At 73.2% G+C, this 22,275-nt stretch carries 2 protein-coding genes (1 of these 2 cut by a window edge); both read right to left on the bottom strand.

Annotated features, from left to right (window positions below; genetic code table 11):
• On the bottom strand, positions 1–12,668 hold a 12,668-nt coding region (locus tag JK364_RS51375; protein WP_201858379.1), incomplete at its 3' end, for a type I polyketide synthase.
• Positions 12,665–22,275 carry the end of a type I polyketide synthase gene (locus JK364_RS56500; protein ID WP_230993837.1) on the bottom strand. The gene runs 11,272 nt beyond the window's last position, so the window shows 9,611 of its 20,883 coding nt (coding positions 11,273–20,883); the start codon falls outside the window, past its right edge; it ends in the stop codon at positions 12,665–12,667. The genes JK364_RS56500 and JK364_RS51375, both read right to left, overlap by 4 nt.

Below are 22,275 nucleotides of genomic sequence, written 5' to 3'. Positions count from 1 at the left end.
GCCACCGCAGCCAAAGCGGCCTCGAACGCGAACACCGCCACCTGCGTAAACGCGGTCTGATGCACCTCGGCGCCGGAAAACATCACCTCCCGCAGCGAACAGCCCAACAACGGATCCGCCACCGCACACACTTCGTCCAACACCGCCGCGAACACCGGCGAACACTCCGCCAACTCACGACCCATACCGGCCCACTGCGACCCCTGACCCGGGAACACCCACGCCACCGGACCCCGCACCACCGCCCCGACCGACTCCACCGCCGCCAGACCCCGCCCAAGCTCCTCACGGTCAACGCCCAGCACCACCGCCCGGAACTCCAGCCCCGCCCGGCCCCGCGCCAGCGACCCCGCCACATCCACGATCCCCGCCCCGGCCGGGACAACCGACACCAGACGATCAGCCAACACCCGCAACGCCACATCCGACCGCGCCGACAACACCCACGGCACCACACCACCAGTCACCACCGGCGGCACCGACGGAGCCGCGACCGGCTCAACGGGAGCCTGCTCCAGGATCACGTGTGCATTGGTGCCGCTGATCCCGAACGACGAGACACCGGCCCGGCGAGACCGCCCGTCGGAATCCCACGGCTGGGCCTCGGTCAGCAGCCGCACATCTCCGGCCGACCAGTCCACATGCGGCGACGGCTCATCGGCGTTCAGCGTCGCCGGGAGTGTCCCGTGCCGGAGCGCCTCAACCATCTTGATCACACCGGCCACGCCGGCCGCCGCCGAGGTGTGCCCGATGTTGGACTTCACCGATCCCAGCCACAACGGCCGGTCGTCGGGCCGGTCCTGCCCGTAGGCGGCCAGCAGCGCCTGCGCTTCGATCGGGTCCCCGAGCGTGGTGCCGGTCCCGTGCGCCTCGACCACATCGACATCGCCCGGGGTCAGCCGGGCATCAGCCAGCGCCCGGCGTATGACACGTTCCTGCGACGGGCCGTTCGGCGCCGACAGGCCGTTCGACGCCCCGTCCTGGTTCACTGCACTGCCCCGCAGAACCGCCAGCACCGGATGCCCGAGCCGCCGAGCCTCCGACAGACGCTCCAGCACCACCACACCAACGCCCTCGGACAAGGCCGTGCCGTCCGCCGTACCCGAGAACGCCTTGACCCGCCCGTCGGCCGCGAGGCCGCCCTGCAGCGCGAACTCCGCGAACGCCGCCGGGGTGGCCATCACCGTCACGCCCCCGGCCAGCGCCAGCGAGCACTCACCGTTGCGCAGCGCCTGCGCGGCCAGGTGCATCGCCACCAAGGAGGACGAACAGGCTGTGTCAACCGTGACCGCCGGGCCCTCCAGGCCGAAGGTATAGGCCACGCGGCCGGAGACGACGCTCGACGCGTTGCCGGTCATCCGGAATCCGCCCGCGTCACCCGCCGGCAGACGCCAGGAGTAGTCCTGCATGGCCAGGCCGGCGAAGACGCCGGTGTCGGAGCCCCGCAACCCGGAGGGGTCCAGGCCCGCGCGTTCCAGGGCTTCCCAGGACACTTCGAGCAGCAGCCGCTGCTGCGGGTCCATCGCCACTGCCTCACGCGGCGAGATCCCGAAGAACTCCGCGTCGAAGTCCGCCGCACCGGACAGGAAACCGCCCACGCGCGCATACCCGGCGGGCTCGGTCTCCCAGCCGCGGTCGGCCGGGAAGTCGCCCATCGCGTCGGCCCGGTCCTCGATGAGTTGCCAGAGGTCTTCGGGCGAGGCGACCCCACCGGGGAAGCGGCAGGCCATCGACACGATCGCGATGGGCTCGCCGACCAACCGCGGGGCCGCCGGGGTGATCTCCACCGCGGTCGGGGCCGCGCCGGTCACCTGGGCCACCAGGTAGTCCGCCAGGGCTTGCGGTGTGGGGTAGTCGAAGACCAGCGTGGCGGGCAGCGCCAGCCCGGCCGCCGCGGCCAGCCGGTTACGCAGCTCCACCGCGGTGACCGAGTCGAAGCCGAGGTCGCGGAAGGCACGGTCGGCCGGCATGTTCGCGGCCTGGTCGTAGCCGAGCACCGCGGCGGCCTGCTCGCGCACGAGGTCCAGCAGGACAAGCGCCCGCTCGGTCTCGCTGAGGGCGGCCAGGCGACGGGCCATCGCCCCGTCGGCGGCCCTCGACGCGGCTACCCGCCGCGGCGTGCGGACGAGATCGTTCAGCACCGCTGGAATCGACGTACCGGCCGCGATGACGCCGCGGACCGCGCTCGTGTCCAGGCCGGCCGCGACCACCGGCCGGCCGACGGTCAGCGCGCGGTCCAGCAGGCTCAGTGCCTGCTGGGTCGGCAGAGCGACGCCGCCGACGCGGGCCAGCCGGGCCTGGTCGACCGCGGTCAGCGCACCGGTCAGGGCGCTGCGCCGCTCCCAGAGCCCCCAGGCGATGGACACGGCCGCCAGGCCGAGGGCCCGCCGCCGGGCGGCGAGGGCGTCCAGGTAGGTGTTGGCCGCCGCGTAGTTGCCCTGCCCGGCGTTGCCGAGCAGCCCCGACAGCGACGAGAAGAGCACGAACATCCGCAGGTCACGGTGGGCGGTGGCCTCGTGCAGGTGGCGGGCGGCGTCCGCCTTGGGGGCCAGTACGCGGCCCAGCGACTCGCCGGTCAGCGACGTGATCGGGGTGTCCTCGAGCACCCCCGCGGTGTGCACGACCCCGGCCAGATCGGGGATGTCCGCCACCAGCGCGTCCACCGCGGCACGGTCGGACAGGTCCGCGGCCACGATCCGCACCCGCGCCCCGGCCGCCTCCAGCTCGGCCGCGAGTTCGGCCGCGCCCGGCGCCTCCGGCCCGGACCGGCTCGCCAACACCACATCCCGGATCCCGTACGCGTCCACCAGATGCCGGGCGACCAGACCACCCAGCGTCCCGGTCCCGCCGGTGATCAGCACCGCGGCCTCGGGGTCGAATGCCGGGACCGCGTCGTCGCCGGAGGCAGCCCGGCGCAGCCGGGGCCCCAGCACCGCCCCGTCGCGCAGCGCCAGTTCCTTCTCACCGGTCGCCAGCGCCGTAGCGACAACCGCATCGGATTCAGGGCGGCCGTCGTCGTCGAGCAGCATCAGGCCCGCATCCGGGTGCTCGGCCATCGCCGACCTGACCAGGCCCCAGATCCCCGCGCTCGCCAGCCCGGCGACCGTGTCGCCATCAGCCGCGGCAACTGCCTCGCGGGTGCGGACGGCCAGCCGGGAACCCGCCGGGTACCCGGCCTCCAGCCACGCCCGCACCAGAGCCAGCGCGACGGTCGGGTCAGCGGGCTCGGCCGAGGCGTATACCGGCCGGTCCGCGGCCTGGGGCAAGTCCAGCTCCGGGCCGACCTGGACCCAGGCCTGGTCGGAGCCCGGTTCCGGGCTGGGGCCGAGCGGTGCCCATTCCAGGGCGAGCAGGCCGACACCGGCAGCGGGAGCGGGGGTGAGACGGCTGGTGTCCACGGGGCGGGAGACGATTGCCGCCGCCGATACCACCGGCTGGCCTTCGCCGTCGGCGGCCAGCAGGGAGAACGCGTCCGACCCGGCCGGGCTCAACCGCACCCGCAACGCCGACGCCCCCGTCGCGTGCAACCGCACATCCCGCCACGCGAACGGCAGCAGGACCCGCTGCCCGGTGTCGTCGGTCGCGGCGGCGAGAAGGGCGTGCAGCACGGCGTCCAGCAGCGCCGGATGGATCCCGAACCCGTCTTGAGCGTCCCCGGCGGGCAGTTCGGGCAGTTCCACTTCCGCGTACAGGTCATCGCCGAGCCGCCAGGCGGCTTGCAGGCCACGGAACGCGGGGCCGTATTCATACCCGCGAGCCGCTATGACCTCGTAGACATCACCGACGGGAAGAGCCTGCGCCCCGGCCGGGGGCCACTGCCCTTCCAGGCCGGCGACCGTCCCGGCCGGGTCGGCCAGGGTCGCGGTGGCGTGCCGGATCCACTGCTCCCCAGTACGGGAGAACACGGCCGCCTGACCGCCCTCGACCGACACCTGCAGATCGACCGGGCCGCCATTGAGCACCAGAGGCTGCTCAAAGATGATCTCCCCGATCGCCGGCAGCTCAGCCCGATCCCCGGCGTGCAGCACCAACTCCGCCAACGCCGCACCCGGCACCAGCACGGTCCCCGAAACCGCGTGATCGGCCAGCCACGGACTGGTCCCTGCCGACACCCGGCCCGACAGCACCCAGCCGGCGTCCTCGGCCAGCCGCACCGCGCTGTCCAGCAGCGGATGCCCGGCGTTGCCACGGCCAGTGCCGCCACCCGACGCCCAATACCGGCGGTGCTGGAACGGATACGTCGGCAGCGTCACCGGCGTCCCGCCGGCAATCAGGCGCGTCCAGTCCACCACCGCGCCGTGGGTCCACGCCTCAGCCAGAGAGGTCAGCAGGCGCCGCTGGCCGCCATCGTCACGGCGCAGCGAGCCGACCGCCCAACGCCCCTCGATCCCGGGTACCAGCACCGGATGCGGGGACACTTCCACGAACCCGGCCACAGGCATCGCCGCTATGGTCTGCGCGAACTTCACCTGCTCGCGCAGATTCCGCCACCAGTAGCCCGCGTCCAACTCCGTGGTGTCCACCGTCGTGGCGGTCACCGCTGAGTAGAACGGCACCCGGCTTGCCCGCGACGACACCCGCACCGCCAACAATTCTTCCCGTACCGACTCCACCAACGGGTGATGACTCGCGTAATCCACATCGACGCGCCGAGCACGGATCCCTGCCGTCTCACACCGCGCCGCCAACGCGTCCAGCGCCTCCGGCGCCCCCGAAACCACCACCTGCTCGGCCGCGTTGACCGCCGCGATCACCAGGCCGTCGGCCAGCATGCCCTCGACCGCCTCGGGAGCCGCCGCCACCGACAGCATCCCGCCGGTACCCGCCAACGCCACCAGCGCCCGACCCCGCGCGATGACCAGACCGAGGGCGTCCTGCAACGACAAGGCCCCCGCGAAACACGCTGCGGCGAGCTCACCCTGCGAATGACCCACCACGGCCGAAGGGGTGACCCCCGCGGCCTCCCACACCCGGGCCAGGCCGACCATCATCACAAACAAAGCAGGCTGAACAACCTCCACCCGCTCCAGCCCGACCCCGGACACCAGAGCGTCCCACAGCGGGAAGTCCACCAACCGCTCACACTCGGCCACGAACTCGGCGAACACCGGCGAGCTCGCCAGCAGCTCACGGCCCATCCCCAGCCACTGAGACCCCTGACCCGGGAAGACAAACGCCACACCGTCGCCGTCCGCCGCCCGGCCGGACAGCAGCGGCCCGCTCGGCTCCAGCAGCACGCCGCGGTAGTTGAGGCCCGCCCTGCCCCGTACCAGCGAGACGGCCACATCCGCCGCCGCCACGTCCGGCCGCTGTTCGGCCCACTCGGCCACGTCCGACGCCAGCGCCGCCAGCCCCGCCTCCGACCGGGCCGAGAACACCCACGGCACCACATCACCCGTCACCGCCGGCTGGGTGGGCGCGGGTAGCGCGGGAACCGTGTCCGGCGCCTGTTCCAGGATCACGTGGGCGTTGGTGCCGCTGATCCCGAAGGACGAGACACCGGCCCGACGAGGCCGCCCGTCGGAATCCCACGGCTGGGCCTCGGTCAGCAGCCGCACATCCCCGGCCGACCACTCCACATGCGGCGACGCCTCACCCGCGTGCAGTGTCGGAGGCAGCATCCCGTGCCGCATCGCCTCGACCATCTTGATCACACCGGCGACACCGGCCGCCGCCTGAGTGTGGCCGATGTTGGACTTCACCGACCCCAGCCACAACGGCTGGTCCTCGGGCCGGTCCTGTCCGTAGGCGGCCAGCAGTGCCTGAGCCTCGATCGGGTCCCCGAGCGTGGTCCCGGTCCCGTGCCCCTCGACCGCGTCCACATCAGCTGGAGTCAGCCGGGCATCGGCCAGCGCCCGGCGAATGACGCGCTCCTGGGACGGGCCGTTCGGGGCCGACAGGCCATTGGAAGCCCCGTCCTGGTTCACCGCGCTGCCGCGTAGCACGGCCAGCACCGGATGCCCGAGTCGCCGCGCCTCCGACAAGCGCTCCAGCACGACCACGCCGACGCCCTCGCCCCAGCCGGTGCCGTCCGCCTCGGCCGAGAACGCCTTGCACCGGCCGTCGGCTGCCATGCCGCCCTGCCGCGTGAACTCGGCGAACACTCCTTGCGTCGCCAGTACGGTCACGCCTCCGGCGAGGGCCAGCGAGCATTCGCCGTTGCGCAGTGCCTGAGCGGCCAGGTGCATCGCCACCAGAGACGACGAACACGCCGTATCCACTGTCACCGCGGGACCTTCCAGGCCCAGCGCGTACGACACCCGGCCCGACGCCACGCTCAGCGCGTTCCCGGTCAGCTCGAAGCCGTTCCCGTCAGCCACGGACAGTCGCGAGCTGTAGTCCTGGCCGACCAGGCCGGCGAAGACCCCGGTGTCCGAACCACGCAGGCCCGAGGGGTCCAGGCCCGCTCGTTCCAGCGCCTCCCAGGACACCTCGAGCAGCAGCCGCTGCTGCGGATCCATCGCCACGGCCTCGCGCGGCGAGATGCCGAAGAACTCCGCGTCGAAGTCCGCCGCGCCGGACAGGAAACCGCCCACCCGCGCGTATCCGGCCGGCTCGGTCTCCCAGCCCCGGTCCGTCGGGAAGTCGCCCATCGCGTCCACACCGTCGGCGACCAGCCGCCACAAGTCCTTGGGCGAGGACACGCCACCGGGGTAACGGCAGGCCATCGACACGATCGCGATCGGGTCACCGGTCGCCGCCGAGGCCGGGGCGATCTCCGCGGCGGCCGGGGCCACCCCGGTCACCTGCCCCACCAGATGCTCGGCCAGAACCCGGGGGGTCGGGTAGTCGAAGACCAGCGTGGCGGGCAGCGTCAGCCCGGACGCCGCGGCCAGCCGGTTCCGCAACTCCACCGCCGTCAGCGAGTCGAAGCCGAGATCCCGGAACGCCCGGTCAGCGGGAACACCGGCGCCGTCACCGTCACCGTGGCCAAGAACCACCGCGGCGTGCTCACGCACCAGATCCAGCACGATCCGCACATGCTCCGCCGACGGCAACGCGGCCAGACGACGGGCCAGCGCCCCGCCACCAGCCCCGGCCACAGCGGCCCGCCGCGGTGCCCGGCCCAGGCCGAGCAGCACCGCCGGCACCGGCGGCCCCGCCGCGATCGCGCTCCGAACCGCACTCACGTCCAGGCCCGCCGCCACCACGGGCTCACGGCCGGCCATCGCCGCGTCCAGCAGCCGCAGTGCCTGCTCGGTGGACAGCGCCACACCGCCACCACGGGCCAGCCGGGCCCGGTCGGCCCCGGTCAGCGCACCGGTCAAGGCACTGGTCTGCTCCCACAGGCCCCAGCCGATCGACACCGCGGGCAGCCCAAGGGCCGTCCGGTACACGGCCAGGGCGTCCAGGTAGGTGTTGGCCGCCGCGTAGTTTCCCTGCCCCGGATTGCCGAGCAGCCCGGACAGCGACGAGAACAGCACGAACATCCGCAGATCCCGGTCTGCGGTCGCTTCGTGCAGATGCCAGGCCGTGTCGGCCTTCGCGGCCAGCACCCGGCCCAGCGACTCGCCGGTCAGCGACGTGACCGGAGTGTCCTCAAGCACGGCGGCGGTGTGCATCACCCCTGCCAGCTCCGGAATGTCCGCCACCAGCGCGTCCACCGCGGCACGGTCGGACAGGTCCGCGGCCACGATCCGCACCCGCGCCCCAGCCGCCTCCAGCTCGGCCGCGAGTTCGGCCGCGCCCGGCGCCTCCGGCCCGGACCGGCTGGCCAGCACCAAGTCCCGTATCCCGTACCGGTCCACCAGATGCCGGGCGACCAGACCGCCCAGCGTCCCCGTCCCGCCGGTGATCAGCACCGCGCCGTCCGGCTGCGGTGCGGCCTGGATACGCAGCACGATCTTGCCCACGTGCCGGGCCTGGCTCATGAACCGGTGTGCCGCACCCGCCTGCGCCGCCGGCCACGCCGTCGTCGGCAGCGGTACGGCCGTCTCCAGGACCCGCGGCCACATCGCGGCGACCCGGTCGGGGTTCGCGTACGCGACTTCCGCCAGGTCGAAGGCGTCCTGGCGGGAATCGCGGATGTCGGTCTTGCCCATTTCCACGAACCGGCCGCCCTCGGCCAGCATCCCCAGAGAGGCATCCAGCAGTTCGCCGGTCAACGAGTTCAGCACCACGTCGACCTGGCCGAACTCTTCGGCGAAGTCCGCCGTACGCGAAGAGGCGATGCGCGTCACGCCCAGCGCCGCCACCGCGGCCTGCTTGGCCGGGCTGGCCGTCGCGAACACCTCCGCCCCCGCCGCCAGCGCCAGGTGCACGGCCGCCATACCCACACCGCCGGACGCCGCGTGGATCAGCACGCGTTCGCCCGAGCGCAACTGGGCCCGTTCGAACAGGGCGTGGTAGGCGGTCAGATACCCGATCGTCGTCCCGGCCGCCTCGACGTCGCTCCACCCGTCCGGGATCGGCGTCACCAGCCGCGCGTCGGTCACGGCCAGCGGGCCGAACCCGGCCATCAGCCCCATCACCCGCGTGCCGACCGACAGGCCGGTCACCTCCGGGCCGGCCTCGACCACAACCCCGGCGCCCTCGCCGCCCGGCGGCCGGTGGTCGCCGGGCAGCATGCCCAGCGCCGACAGGACGTCGTGGAAGTTCACTCCGGCCGCGCGGACCGCGATGCGGACCTCACCGGGTTCCAGCGGCCGCTCGGCGTCCGGCGCGGGGACGGCCCGCACCTTGTCCAGGTCCCCGCCCTCGGCCCACTCCAGTCGCCACGCCTCCGGACCGGCCGGCAGTTCCAGGCCGGCGGGCACAGGGCGCAGTCGTGGCACCAGTACGGCGCCGGCCCGCAAGGCCAGTTCCCTTTCGCCCGTGGCCAGGGCGGCGCTGAGGGACTCAGCGGATTCGGGACGACCGTCGTCGTCGAGCAACGCCAGGCCCGCGTCCGGATGCTCGGCCATCGCCGACCGCACCAGCCCCCAGACACCGGACGCCGACAAACCGGCCACGGTGTCACCCGCCGCTGCCGCGACCGCGTCACGGGTACGGACCACCAGCCGGGACCCGGCCGGGTAACCAGCCCTCAGCCACGCCTGCACCAGCGCCAAAGCCGCGGACACATCAGCCGGCTCAGCCCACGCAAGCAACGGCTCGTCCATCACCTCGGGCAGATCCAGCTCCGGGCCCACCTGGACCCAGGCCTGCTCCGAAGCCGATCCCAGGCTCAGCGGCGCCCATTCCAGCGACAGCAGCCCGGCGCCCGTGCCGGGGCCGGAGAGCCGGCTGGTGTCGGCCGGGCGGGAAACCATCGCCGCCGCCGACACCACCGGCTGCCCCTCACCATCAACAGCCAGCAGAGAGAACGCGTCCGACCCGGCCGGGCTCAACCGCACCCGCAACGCCGACGCACCAGTCGCATGCAACCGCACATCACGCCACGCAAACGGCAACCGCACCTCGTGGCTGTCCTCCGCGGCCACGATCATCGCGTGCAGGGCGGCGTCCAGCAACGCCGGATGAATCCCGAAGCCGTCCTGAACGTCGCCCGCGGCGGCGGGCAGTTCCACTTCGGCGTACAGGTCCTCGCCGAGCCGCCAGGCCGCCTGAAGGCCCTGGAACGCCGGCCCGTACTCATACCCGCGACCCGCCATGGCCTCGTAGACATCGCCGACCGGGAGGGCCTGTGCCCCGGCCGGGGGCCACTGGCCGTCCAGACCTTCCACCGTCCCGGCGGGATCGGCCAGGGCCGCGGTCGCGTGCCGGGTCCACTGCTCCCCCGTACGGGAGAACACGGCGACCTGACCGCCCTCGACCGACACCTGCACATCGACCGGGCCGCTGCCCTCGAGCACCAGCGGCTGCTCGAAGGTGATCTCCCCGATCGCCGGCAGGCCGGCCCGGTCCCCGGCGTGCAGCACCAGCTCCGCCAACGCCGCACCGGGTACCAGCACCGTGCCCGAGACCGCGTGATCGGCCAGCCACGGGCTGGTCCCGACCGATACCCGTCCCGCCAGCACCCAGCCGGCGTCTTCGGCCAGCTCGACCGCCAACTGCAACAGCGGATGACCCGCGCCGCCCCGGCCCGTCCCGCCACCGGACGCCCAATAGCGGCGGTGCTGAAACGGATACGTCGGCAGCGCCACCCGACGGCCGACCGGGATCAGGCGGGTCCAGTCCACGGTCGCGCCGTGGGTCCACGCCTCAGCCACAGAGGTCAGCAGGCGCCGCTGGCCACCGTCATCGCGGCGCAGCGAACCAACCGCCCAACGACCCTCGATCCCCGGCACCAGCACCGGATGCGGGGACACCTCCACGAACCCGGCCACCGGCATCGCCGCCACGGTCTGCGCGAACCGCACCTGCTCCCGCAGATTCCGCCACCAATACGCGGCATCAAGACCCGCGGTATCCACCACCGAGCCGGTCACCGCCGAATAGAACGGCACCCGACCCGGACGCGGCGACACCCGCACCGCCAGCAACCGCTCCCGCACCTGCTCGACCAACGGGTGATGACTCGCGTAATCCACATCGACGAGACGGGCCCGGATCCCCGCCGCCTCACAGCGCGCCGCCAACGCGTCCAGCGGCTCCGGCGCGCCCGAGACCACCACCTGCCCGGGCGCGTTGACCGCCGCGATCACCAACCCGTCGGCCAGCATGCCCTCGACGACCTCCGGGGCCGCCGCGACCGACAGCATCCCGCCGGTGCCCGCCAACTCCACCAGCGCCCGACCCCGGGCGGTCACCAGTCCCAGGGCGTCCTCCAGCGAGAGAGCCCCCGCGAAGCACGCCGCGGCGAGCTCACCCTGGGAATGGCCCACCACTGCTGACGGGACGACCCCTGCCGCTTCCCATACGCGGGCGAGGCCGACCATCATCACGAACAGCGCGGGCTGGACCACCTCAACCCGCTCCAGGCCGACCCCGGACACCAGAGCGTCGCGCAGCGGGAAGTCCACCAACCGCTCGCACTCGGCCACGAACCCCGCGAACACCGGTGAGCCGGCCAGCAACTCGCGGCCCATCCCCAGCCACTGCGAACCCTGACCCGGGAACACGAAAGCCACGTCGCCGCTGTCGGGCTCGACTCCGGCCAGGTCCGTGCCCGGCTCGACCCGAGTCAGAGCCTCGTCCAGCTCCGCGCGGTCAGCGCCCAGGACCACCGTCCGGTATTCCAGGCCCGCTCGCGACTGGGCCAGCGACACCGCCACATCCGCGATGTCGGCCCCGGCCGGGACGTCGGATGCCAGCCGGGCCGCCAGCGCCCGCAGCGCCGGGACCGACTTGGCCGACAACACCCACGGCACCGCCTCGCCCGCCACCACCGGCCGGCCCGGCCCGGGGACCGGTTCCAGGGCCGGCTCGGCGGGGGCTTCTTCCAGGATCACGTGGGCGTTGGTGCCGCTGATACCGAACGACGACACGCCTGCCCGCCGCGGGCGCCCGTCGGACTCCCACGGACGTGCTTCGGTGAGCAGCCGCACCAGCCCCGCCGACCAGTCCACCTGCGGCGACGGCTCATCGGCGTGCAGCGTCGGCGGGAGCGTCCCGTGCCGCATCGCCTCGATCATCTTGATCACGCCGGCCATGCCCGACGCCGCCGCGGTGTGCCCGATGTTGGACTTCACCGCTCCCAGCCACAGGGGCCGGTCCTCCGGCCGGTTCTGCCCGTAGGTGGCCAGCAGCGCCTGGGCCTCGATCGGGTCGCCGAGCGCGGTCCCGGTCCCGTGTCCCTCGACCGCGTCCACGTCCGCCGTCGACAGTCCCGCGCCGGCCAGCGCCGCCCGGATCACCCGCTCCTGCGACGGGCCGTTCGGGGCGGACAGCCCGTTGGACGCCCCGTCCTGGTTCACCGCGCTGCCGCGCAGCACCGCCAGCACCGGATGCCCGAGCCGCTGAGCCTCCGACAGACGCTCCAGCAGCACCACCCCGACGCCCTCGCCCCAGCCCGTACCGTCGGCGGCGGCCGAGAACGGCTTGCACCGGCCGTCGAAGGCCAGGCCGCCCTGTGCCGCGAATTCCCCGAACACTCCCGGCGTCGCCAGTACCGTCACCCCGCCGGCCAGCGCCAGCGAGCACTCGCCGTTCCGCAGCGCCTGCGCGGCCAGGTGCATCGCCACCAGCGACGACGAACACGCCGTATCGACCGACACGGCCGGGCCCTCCAGGCCCAGCACGTACGACACCCGGCCCGACGCCACACTCGGTGCGTTGCCCGTCAGTCCGAATCCGCCGGCGCCTTCGTCGGGCAGCCGGGAGGCGTAGTTCTGGAAGGACAGTCCGGCGAACATCCCGGTGTCGGAGCCGCGCATTCGGGAGGGGTCCAGGCCGGCTCGTTCCAGGGCTTCCCAGGACACTTCGAGCAGCAGCCGCTGCTGCGGATCCATCGCCACCGCCTCACGCGGTGAGATCCCGAAGAACTCCGCGTCGAAGTCCGCCGCACCGGACAGAAAGCCGCCCACCCGCGCGTACCCGGCCGGCTCGGTCTCCCAGCCGCGGTCCGTCGGGAAGTCGCCCATCGCGTCCACACCGTCGGCAGCCACCCGCCACAGGTCTTCCGGCGAGGCGACTCCGCCGGGATAGCGGCACGCCATCGACACGATCGCGACCGGCTCCTCGGCCGCGCTGCTCAGCTGCTCGTTCTCCCACTTGAGGCGCTGGTTCTGCTTGAGCGCAGCCCGCAGTGCTTCGAGGAGCTTCTGATTGCCGGCGCTGTCAGTCATTCGTTCTCCTCCAGTGCCATGCGAATCAGGTCGTCGGAGCTCAGCTCGTCGATCTGGGACGCCGATGGCGCACCACCGTGGCCGTTTCCACTGCCATTGCCGTTGGTATTGGTATTGGTATTGCCGTTGCCATTGGTATTGCCGTCGCCGCTGCCGTTGCCGTTGGTCGGTGTGTCGGCCAGTTCGAGAAGGACGTCCAGCAGTCCGACGTCGCGTAGCCGGGACACGGGGATCGCGCGGATGGCCTCCTCGATGCGCGCTTCCTCTGGGTCCTTCGGCGCACCGATCGCCATATGCAGCAGGTGCTCGGCGAGCACCCGGGACGTCGGGTAGTCGAAGACCAGGGTGGCCGGGAGCGTCAGCCCGGTCACGGTGGCCAGCCGGTTGCGCAACTCGACCGCGGTCACCGAGTCGAAGCCGAAGTCCCGGAACGCCTGATCGGCGCGCACACTCGCGGCCTCGTCATAGCCGAGAACCACCGCGGCGTGTTCGCGCACCAGATTGAGCAGGAAGCGCGACCGCTCGGTCTCGCCCAGGCCGGCCAGGCGACGGCCGAAGGTGTCGGCTCCCCGCGTCCCCGCGGCGGCCCGGCGGGGCGCCCGGACGAGGTCACCGAGCACCGAGGGCAGCGCGAACCCCGCGGTGGCGGTAGTCCGGGCCGCGTCCAGGTCCAGGCCGGCCGCCACCACCGGCGAGGCGCCGGCCAGCGCGGCGTCGAACAGCCGCAGCGCCTGCTCGGTGCTCAGCGCGACACCGCCGCCGCGGGCCAGCCGGGCCTGGTCGGCCTGAGTCAGCGTTCCGGTCAGCGCGCTGCGCTGTTCCCACAGGCCCCAGGCGATGGAGACGCCGGGCAGTCCCTGGGACCGCCGAAGGGCGGCCAGGGCGTCCAGGTAGGTGTTGGCCGCGGCGTAGTTGGCCTGTCCCGGACCGCCGAGTAGCCCGGCGAGCGACGAGAAGAGCACGAACAGGCCCAGGTCGCGGCCGACGGTGGCCTCGTGCAGGTGCCGGGCCGCGTCCGCCTTGGCCGCCAGCACCCGTTCCAGCGGCGGCCCGGTCAGTGAGGTCACGGACATGTCCTCGGTGATGCCGGCGGCGTGCACCACCCCGGTCAGGCCTGGGATGTCCGCCACCAGCGCGTCGACCGCGGTGCGCTGGGACAGGTCCGCGGCGACGATCCGCACGCGGGCCCCGGCCGCTTCCAGTTCGGCAGCGAGTTCGCCGGCGCCGGGCGCATCCGGCCCGGACCGGCTCGCCAACACCACATCCCGGATCCCGTACGTGTCCAGCAGATGCCGGGCGACCAGACCGCCCAACGTCCCGGTCCCACCGGTGATCAGCACCGTGCCTTCGGGGTCGAACACCGGGACCGCGCCGTCGCCGGAAACGGCACGGCGCAGCCGGGGCACCAGCACCGCCCCGTCACGCAGCGCCAGCTCCCTCTCCCCGGTCGCCAGAGCGGCGGAAACCATCGCCTCGGACTCGGGACGGCCATCGTGGTCCAGCAGCACCAAGCCCGCGTCAGGGTGCTCGGCCATCGCCGAACGGACCAGGCCCCAGACTCCCGACGCGGCCAACCCCGCGACCGTATCGCCCTCGACCGCGGCAACCGCGTCACGGGTACGGACCGCCAGCCGCGACCCGGGCGGATGTTCTCCGGCCAGCCAGGCCTGCACCAGGGCCAACGCCGCGGGCACGTCGGCGAACTCGGCCAAGGCGAAGAGTGGCCCGTCCGTATCCGTGGGCAGGTCCAGGTCGGGGCCGACCGGGACCCAGGCCTGTTCCGGCGCCGACCCGAGGCTGAACGGGGCCCATTCCAACGTCAGCAGGCCCGGACCGGTGCCGGTCGTGAGCCGAGCGGTGTCAGTCGGGCGGGCCATCATCGACGCGGCCGAGACGACCGGCTGACCCTCGCCGTCGGCGGCGAGCAGGGAGACGGCGTCCGGACCGGCTGGACTCAGCCGCACCCGCAGCGCCGTCGCCCCGGTCGCGTGCAGCCGTACGTCCCGCCAGGCGAACGGCAACCCGATTTCGTCACCATCCTCGGCGGCGGCGATCAGGACGTGCAACGCGGCGTCCAACAGGGCCGGATGGATCGCGAACCCGTCCTGGGCGTCGTCGGCGGGCAGTTCCACTTCGGCGTACAGGTCCTCGTCGAGCCGCCAGGCGGCCCGCAGGCCACGGAACGTCGGGCCGTACTCGTAGCCGCGCGCCGCCATGGCCTCGTAAGCGTCGCTGACGGGCAGCGGCCGCGCGCCGGCCGGGGGCCACGGCCCGTCCAGGCCTTCCACCGTCCCGGCGGGATCGGCCAAGGTCGCGGTGGCGTGCCGGATCCACCGCTCACCCGCCCGGGAGAACACGCTCGCCTGCTCTCCGTCGACCCGCACCTGGACATCGGCCGCGCCGTCCAGCACCAGCGGCTGCTCGAACGTGATCTCTCCGATCGCCGGCAATCCGGCGCGCTCCCCGGCGTGCAGCACCAGCTCCGCCAGCGCCGCGCCAGGTACCAGCACCGTGCCCGATACGGCGTGGTCGGCCAGCCACGGGCTGGTCCCGGCCGACAGCCGCCCCGACAGCACCCAGCCGGCGTCCTCGGCAAGCCGCACCGCGCTGTTCAGCAGCGGATGTTCCGCGTTGCCACGGCTGGTCGCGCCGCCGGAGGCCCAGTAGCGGCGGTGCTGGAACGGATACGTCGGCAAAGTGATCGGACTGCCCTGGGGAACCAGGCGGGTCCAGTCCACGGTCGCGCCGTGGGTCCACGCCTCAGCCACAGAGGTCAGCAAACGCCGCTGGCCACCGTCATCGCGGCGCAGCGAACCAACCGCCCAACGACCCTCGATCCCCGGCACCAGCACCGGATGCGGGGACACCTCCACGAACCCGGCCACCGGCATCGAGGCTATGGTCTGCGCAAACCGCACCTGCTCCCGCAGGTTCCGCCACCAATACGCGGCATCCAAGCCCTCGGTATCCACCACCGAGCCGGTCACCGCCGAATAGAACGGCACCCGACCCGAACGCGGCGACACCCGCACCGCCAACAACGGTTCCCGGATCGACTCGACCAACGGGTTGTGACTCGCGTAATCCACATCGACGAGACGGGCCCGGATCCCCGCCGCCTCACACCGCGCCGCCAACGCGTCCAACGGCTCCGGCGCACCAGACACCACCACCTGCCGGGGCGCGTTGACCGCCGCGATCACCAACCCGTCCGCCAGCATGCCCTCGACCTCCTCGGGAGCCGCCGAGACCGACAGCATGCCGCCCGTGCCCGCCAGTGCCACCAGCGCCCGGCCGCGCGCGGTTACCAGGCCGAGGGCGTCCTCCAGCGAGAGAGCCCCCGCGAAGTACGCCGCGGCCACCTCGCCCTGCGAATGGCCCACCACGGCCGACGGGACCACCCCTGCCGCTTCCCATACGCGGGCGAGGCCGACCATCATCACGAACAGCGCGGGCTGGATTACCTCCACTCGCTCCAGCCCCGTTCCCGAGACCAGAGCGTCCCGCAGCGGGAAGTCCACCAACCGCTCGCACTCGGCCACGAACTCGGCGAACACCGGTGAACAGGCCAGCAACTCACGGCCCATCCCCAGCCACTGCGAACCCTGACCCGGGAAGACGAAAGCCACATCGCCGCCCGACACTGACGGTGCGCCCGGCTCGACCCGCACCAGCGCCGCGTCCAGCTCCGCACGGTCAACGCCCAGAACCACCGCCCGGTACTCCAGCCCGGCCCGGCCACCCGCCAACGCACCCGCCACATCCGCGATGTCGGCCCCGGCCGGGACATCCGAGGACAGCTGTCCCGCCAACGCCGCCAGCCCCGCACCCGAGCGGGCCGACAAGACCCACGGCACCACTCCGCCGGTCACCACCGGCCAGCCGGGCGCGGGTCGCGCGGGAACCGGCTCCGGGGCCGCTTCGAGGATCACGTGGGCGTTGGTGCCGCTGATACCGAACGACGAGATACCGGCCCGCCGCGGACGCCCGTCGGACTCCCAGGCTCGTGGTTCGGTCAGCAGGCGTACGTCCCCGGCCGTCCAGTCCACGTGCGGTGACGGCTCGTCGGCGTGCAGCGTCGGTGGCAGCGTTCCGTGCCGGAGCGCCTCGACCATCTTGATCACACCGGCCACCCCGGCCGCGGCCTGAGCGTGCCCGATGTTCGACTTCACCGACCCGAGCCACAACGGCTGGTCCTCGGGCCGATTCTGCCCGTAGGTCGCCAGCAACGCCTGCGCCTCGATCGGGTCCCCGAGCGTGGTCCCCGTCCCGTGCCCTTCGACCGCGTCCACATCAGCTGGAGTCAGCCGGGCATCGGCCAGCGCCCGGCGGATGACACGTTCCTGGGACGGGCCGTTCGGGGCCGACAGACCGTTGGACGCGCCGTCCTGGTTCACCGCGCTGCCGCGCAGCACCGCCAGCACCGGGTGCCCAAGCCGTCGCGCTTCGGACAGCCGCTCCAGTACCACCACGCCAACGCCCTCGGACAACGCCGTGCCGTCCGCCGTACCCGAGAACGCCTTGACCCGCCCGTCGGCCGCCAGACCGCCCTGCAGCGCGAACTCCGAGATCGTCGTCGGGGTGGCCATGACGGTGACACCACCGGCCAGCGCCAGCGAACATTCGCCGTTGCGCAGCGCCTGCGCGGCCAGGTGCATCGCCACCAGCGACGACGAACACGCCGTGTCCACCGTCACCGCCGGACCTTCCAGGCCGAACGCGAACGCCACCCGGCCGGACACGACGCTCGACGCGTTACCGGTGAGCCGGAAACTGCCCCCGTCGGCGTCGGAGAGCCGCCATGCGTAGTCCTGCAAGGACAGCCCGGCGAAGACGCCGGTGTCGGAGCCGCGCATGCGTGAAGGGTCAAAGCCCGCGCGTTCCAGGGCTTCCCAGGACACCTCGAGCAGGAGCCGCTGCTGCGGGTCCATGGCGAGGGCCTCACGCGGCGAGATCCCGAAGAACTCCGCGTCGAAGTCCGCCGCACCGGACAGGAAACCGCCCACCCGCGTATACCCGGCGGGCTCCGTTTCCCAGCCGCGGTCGGCCGGGAAGTCGCCCATCGCGTCCGTGCCGCCGACGACGAGCCGCCACAGTTCCTCCGGCGAGGCGACCCCGCCCGGGAACCGGCAGGCCATCGACACCACCGCGACCGGCTCCCCCGCCGAACGCGCCGGCACCACCTTCCCGGCGGTCTCTTCGACGCCGAGTGCCTGCCGCAGCAGGTACTCGGCCAGAGCCCGCGGTGTCGGGTAGTCGAAGACCAGCGTGGCCGGCAGCGTCAGCCCGGCCGCCGCGGCCAGCCGGTTCCGCAACTCCACCGCGGTCAGCGAGTCGAAACCGAGATTACGGAACGCCTGACCGGCCTCGATGCCGCTCGCGTCGCCGTGGCCGAGGACCACCGCGGCGTGCTCGCGCACCAGGTCCAGCAGGACGCGGGACCGCTCGCCCTCGCCCAGCCCGGCCAGGCGACGGGCCAGCTCGCCGCCGCCGGTGCCGGCCGCGGCCGTCCGCAGCGGCGCACGGCCGAAGCCAAGGAGCACCGCCGACATCGTCTGTCCGGCGGCGATCGCGCCGCGGACCGCAGCCACGTCCAAGCCGGTGGCGACCACGGGCGGGCCGACCCTCAGCGCCTGGTCGAACAGGCTCAGCGCCTGCTCGATCGGCAGCAGCGTGCCTCCGACCCGGGCCAGCCGGGCCAGGTCGGCGTCGGTGACACCGGCGCCGATCGTGCTGCGTCGCTCCCAGAAGCCCCAGGCGATCGAGACGGCGGGCCGGCCCTGAGCCCGCCGGTGCGCGGCCAGGGCGTCCAGGTAGGTGTTGGCCGCCGTGTAGTTGCCCTGCCCGGCACCGCCGAGCAGGCCCGACAGCGACGAGAAGAGCACGAACCCCCGCAGTTTCCGGTCGGCCGTCGCCTCGTGCAGATTCCAGGCCGAGACCGCCTTGGACGCCAGTACCCGGCCCAGCGCCGGCTCGGTCAGTGAGGTCACCGGGGCGTCCTCGACCACTCCGGCCGCGTGGACCACGGCGGTCAGGTCGGGGAGGTCCGCGACGAGCGCGTCTACCACGGCGCGGTCGGCCAGGTCGGCCGCGACGATCCGTACGCGGGCCCCGGCCGCCTCGAGGTCGGCGACCAGCTCGTCGGCGCCGGGCGCGTGCTGCCCCGACCGGCTGACGAGCACCAGGTCCCGGACCTCGTGCCGGACGGCCAGATGCCGGGCGACCAGGCCGCCCAGCGTTCCGGTCCCGCCGGTCACCAGCACCGTGCCGTCCGGGCCGAGTACGGGGGCCGGCTCATCGCCGGCGGCCGCCCGGCGCAGCCGGGGCACCAGCACCGCCCCGTCGCGCAGGGCCAGCTCCTTTTCCCCGGTGGCCAGGGCGGCCGAAACCATCGCCTCGGATTCGGGACGGCCGTCGTCGTCCAGCAGCACCAGGCCCGCATCCGGGTGCTCGGCCATCGCCGAACGAACCAGCCCCCACACGCCCGAAACCGCCAACCCCGCGACCGAATCGCCCTCAACCGCGGCAACCGCGTCACGCGTACGGACCGCCAGCCGCGACCCCGCCGGATGCTCATCGGCCAGCCAAGCCTGCACCAAGGCCAATGCCGCGGGCACGTCGACGGGCTCCGCCAAGGCATACAGCGGCTCGTCCGTTCCCTCGGGCAGGTCCGGGCCCACGCGTACCCACTCCCGCACCGCCGAGTTGTCGGCCGACCGGCGTACCGGCGCCCATTCGAGGGCGAGCAGCCCCGCGCCCGCACTCAGAGCCGGTGCCAGGCGGCCCGCCTCGGCCGGCCGGGAGATCATCGCGCCAACCGAAACCACCGGCTGGCCCTCGCCGTCGGCGGCGAGCAGGCTGACCGCGCCCGGACCGGCCGGGCTCAGCCGCACCCGCAACGCCGACGCCCCGATCGCGTGCAGCCGCACATCGCGCCACGCGAACGGCAAACCGATCTCGTCACCTTCCCCGGCCGCCGTGAGCAGAACGTGCAGGGCGGCGTCCAGCAGCGCCGGGTGGATCCCGAACCCGTCTTGAGCGTCCCCGGTGGGCAGTTCGGGCAGTTCCACCTCGGCGTACAGGTCCTCGCCGAGCCGCCAGGCCGCTCGCAGACCGCGGAACGCCGGGCCGTACTCGTACCCGCGAGCCGCCATGACGTCGTAAGCGTCACCGATGGCAAGAGCCTGCGCGCCGACCGGGGGCCACTGTCCGTCGAGGTCTTCCACCATTCCGGTTCCGGCGGGATCGGCCAGGGACGCCGTGGCGTGCCGGATCCACTGCTCCCCGGTGCGAGAGAACACGCTCGCCCGGCTGTCTTCGACTCGCACCTGGACATCCACCACGCCGTCCAGCACCAACGGCTGCTCGAACGTGATCTCTTCGATCGCCGGCAGGCCGGCCCGATCCCCGGCGTGCAACACCAGCTCGGCCAACGCCGCGCCGGGTGCCAGCACCGTGCCCGCCACCACGTGATCGCCGAGCCATGGGCTCGTCCCGGCCGACAGCCGCCCCGACCACACCCAGCCGGCGTCCTCGGCCAGCCGCACCGCGGACTCCAGCAACGGGTGGCCGCCTGCCCTGCTCCGGCCGGTCCCGCCACCGGACGCCCAGTAGCGGCGGTGCTGGAACGGATACGTCGGCAAGGTGACCGGCTTGCCCCCGGTGCTGAGGCGGGTCCACTCCACGGTCGCGCCGTGGGTCCACGCCTCAGCCAGAGACATCAGCAAACGCCGCTGGCCACCGTCATCGCGGCGCAGCGAACCGACCGCCCAACGACCCTCGATCCCCGGCACCAGCACCGGATGCGGGGACACCTCCACGAACCCGGCCACCGGCATCGCCGCCACGGTCTGCGCGAACCGCACCTGCTCCCGCAGATTCCGCCACCAATACGCGGCATCCAACTCCACGGTATCCACCACCGAGCCGGTCACCGCCGAATAGAACGGCACCCGACCCGGACGCGGCGACACCCGCACCGCCAACAACCGCTCACGGACCGAGTCCACCAACGGGTTATGACTCGCGTAATCCACATCGACGCGCCGAGCACGGATCCCCGCCGCCTCACACCGCGCCGCCAACGCGTCCAACAGCTCCGGCGCACCCGAGACCACTACCTGCTCGGCCGCGTTGACCGCCGCGATCCCCAACCCGTCGGCCAGCATGCCCTCGACGACCTCCGGGGCCGCCGCGACCGACAGCATCCCGCCGGTGCCCGCCAACTCCACCAGCGCCCGCCCCCGGGCGATGACCAGGCCGAGAGCGTCCTCCAACGAGAGGGCCCCCGCGAAGCACGCCGCGGCGAGCTCACCCTGCGAATGGCCCACCACGGCCGACGGGAAGACCCCCGCCGCTTCCCATACGCGGGCCAAGCCGACCATCATCACGAACAAAGCGGGCTGGACCACGTCCACCCGCTCCAACCCGGCTCCGGAGACCAGCGCGTCGCGCAGCGGGAAGTCCACCAACCGCTCGCACTCGGCCACGAACTCCGCGAACACCGGTGAGCCGGCCAGCAGCTCGCGGCCCATCCCCAGCCACTGCGATCCCTGACCCGGGAAGACGAAAGCCACATCGCTGCCCGACACTGACGGCGCGCCCGGCTCGACCCGCACCAGCGCCTCGTCCAGCTCCGCACGGTCAACGCCCAGAACCACCGCCCGGTACTCCAGCCCGGCGCGGCCCCCCGCCAACGCACCCGCCACATCCGCGATGTCAGTTCCGGCCGGGACGTCCGACGCCAGCCGGGCCGCCAGCGCCCGCAGGCCCGCACCCGACCTGGCCGACAGCACCCACGGCACCACACCGCCCGTCACCACCGGCGCCGCGTCTGAAACTTGCTCCGGGAGCGGATCCGGGGCCTGCTCGAGGATCACGTGCGCGTTGGTCCCGCTGAGCCCGAACGCGGACACCCCCGCCCGCCGCGGACGCCCGTCGGACTCCCACGGACGCGCCTCGGTCAGCAGCCGTACGTCGCCGGCTGTCCAGTCCACATGGTGCGACGGCTCACCGGCGTGCAGCGTTGCCGGGAGCACCCCGTGCCGCATCGCCTCGACCATCTTGATCACACCGGCGACACCGGCCGCGGCCTGGGTGTGGCCGATGTTGGACTTCACCGACCCCAGCCACAACGGCCGGTCCTCGGGGCGGTCCTGCCCATAGGTCGCCAGCAACGCCTGCGCCTCGATCGGATCCCCGAGGGCGGTCCCGGTCCCGTGCGCTTCCGCCGTGTCCACTTCCGCGGCGGACAGCCCCGCGCCCGCCAGCGCGGCCCGGATCACTCTCTGCTGCGAGGGGCCGTTGGGGGCCGACAGGCCGTTGGACGCCCCGTCCTGGTTCACCGCACTGCCCCGCAACACCGCCAGCACCGGATGCCCGAGCCGTTGCGCCTCCGACAACCGCTCCAGCACCAATACCCCGACGCCTTCGCCCCAGCCGGTGCCGTCCGCTTCGTCCGAGAACGGCTTGCACCGGCCATCGGACGCCAGCCCGCCCTGCAGAGCGAACTCCGCGAACGCCGCCGGGGTGGCCATCACCGCCGCGCCGCCCGCCAGGGCAAGTGAGCACTCGCCGTTACGCAGCGCCTGCGCGGCCAGGTGCATCG

It is taken from the genome of Streptomyces endocoffeicus (assembly GCF_016741935.1).
Taxonomy (GTDB): domain Bacteria; phylum Actinomycetota; class Actinomycetes; order Streptomycetales; family Streptomycetaceae; genus Streptomyces; species Streptomyces endocoffeicus.
This window is presented reverse-complemented; position numbering and strand designations above follow the sequence as displayed.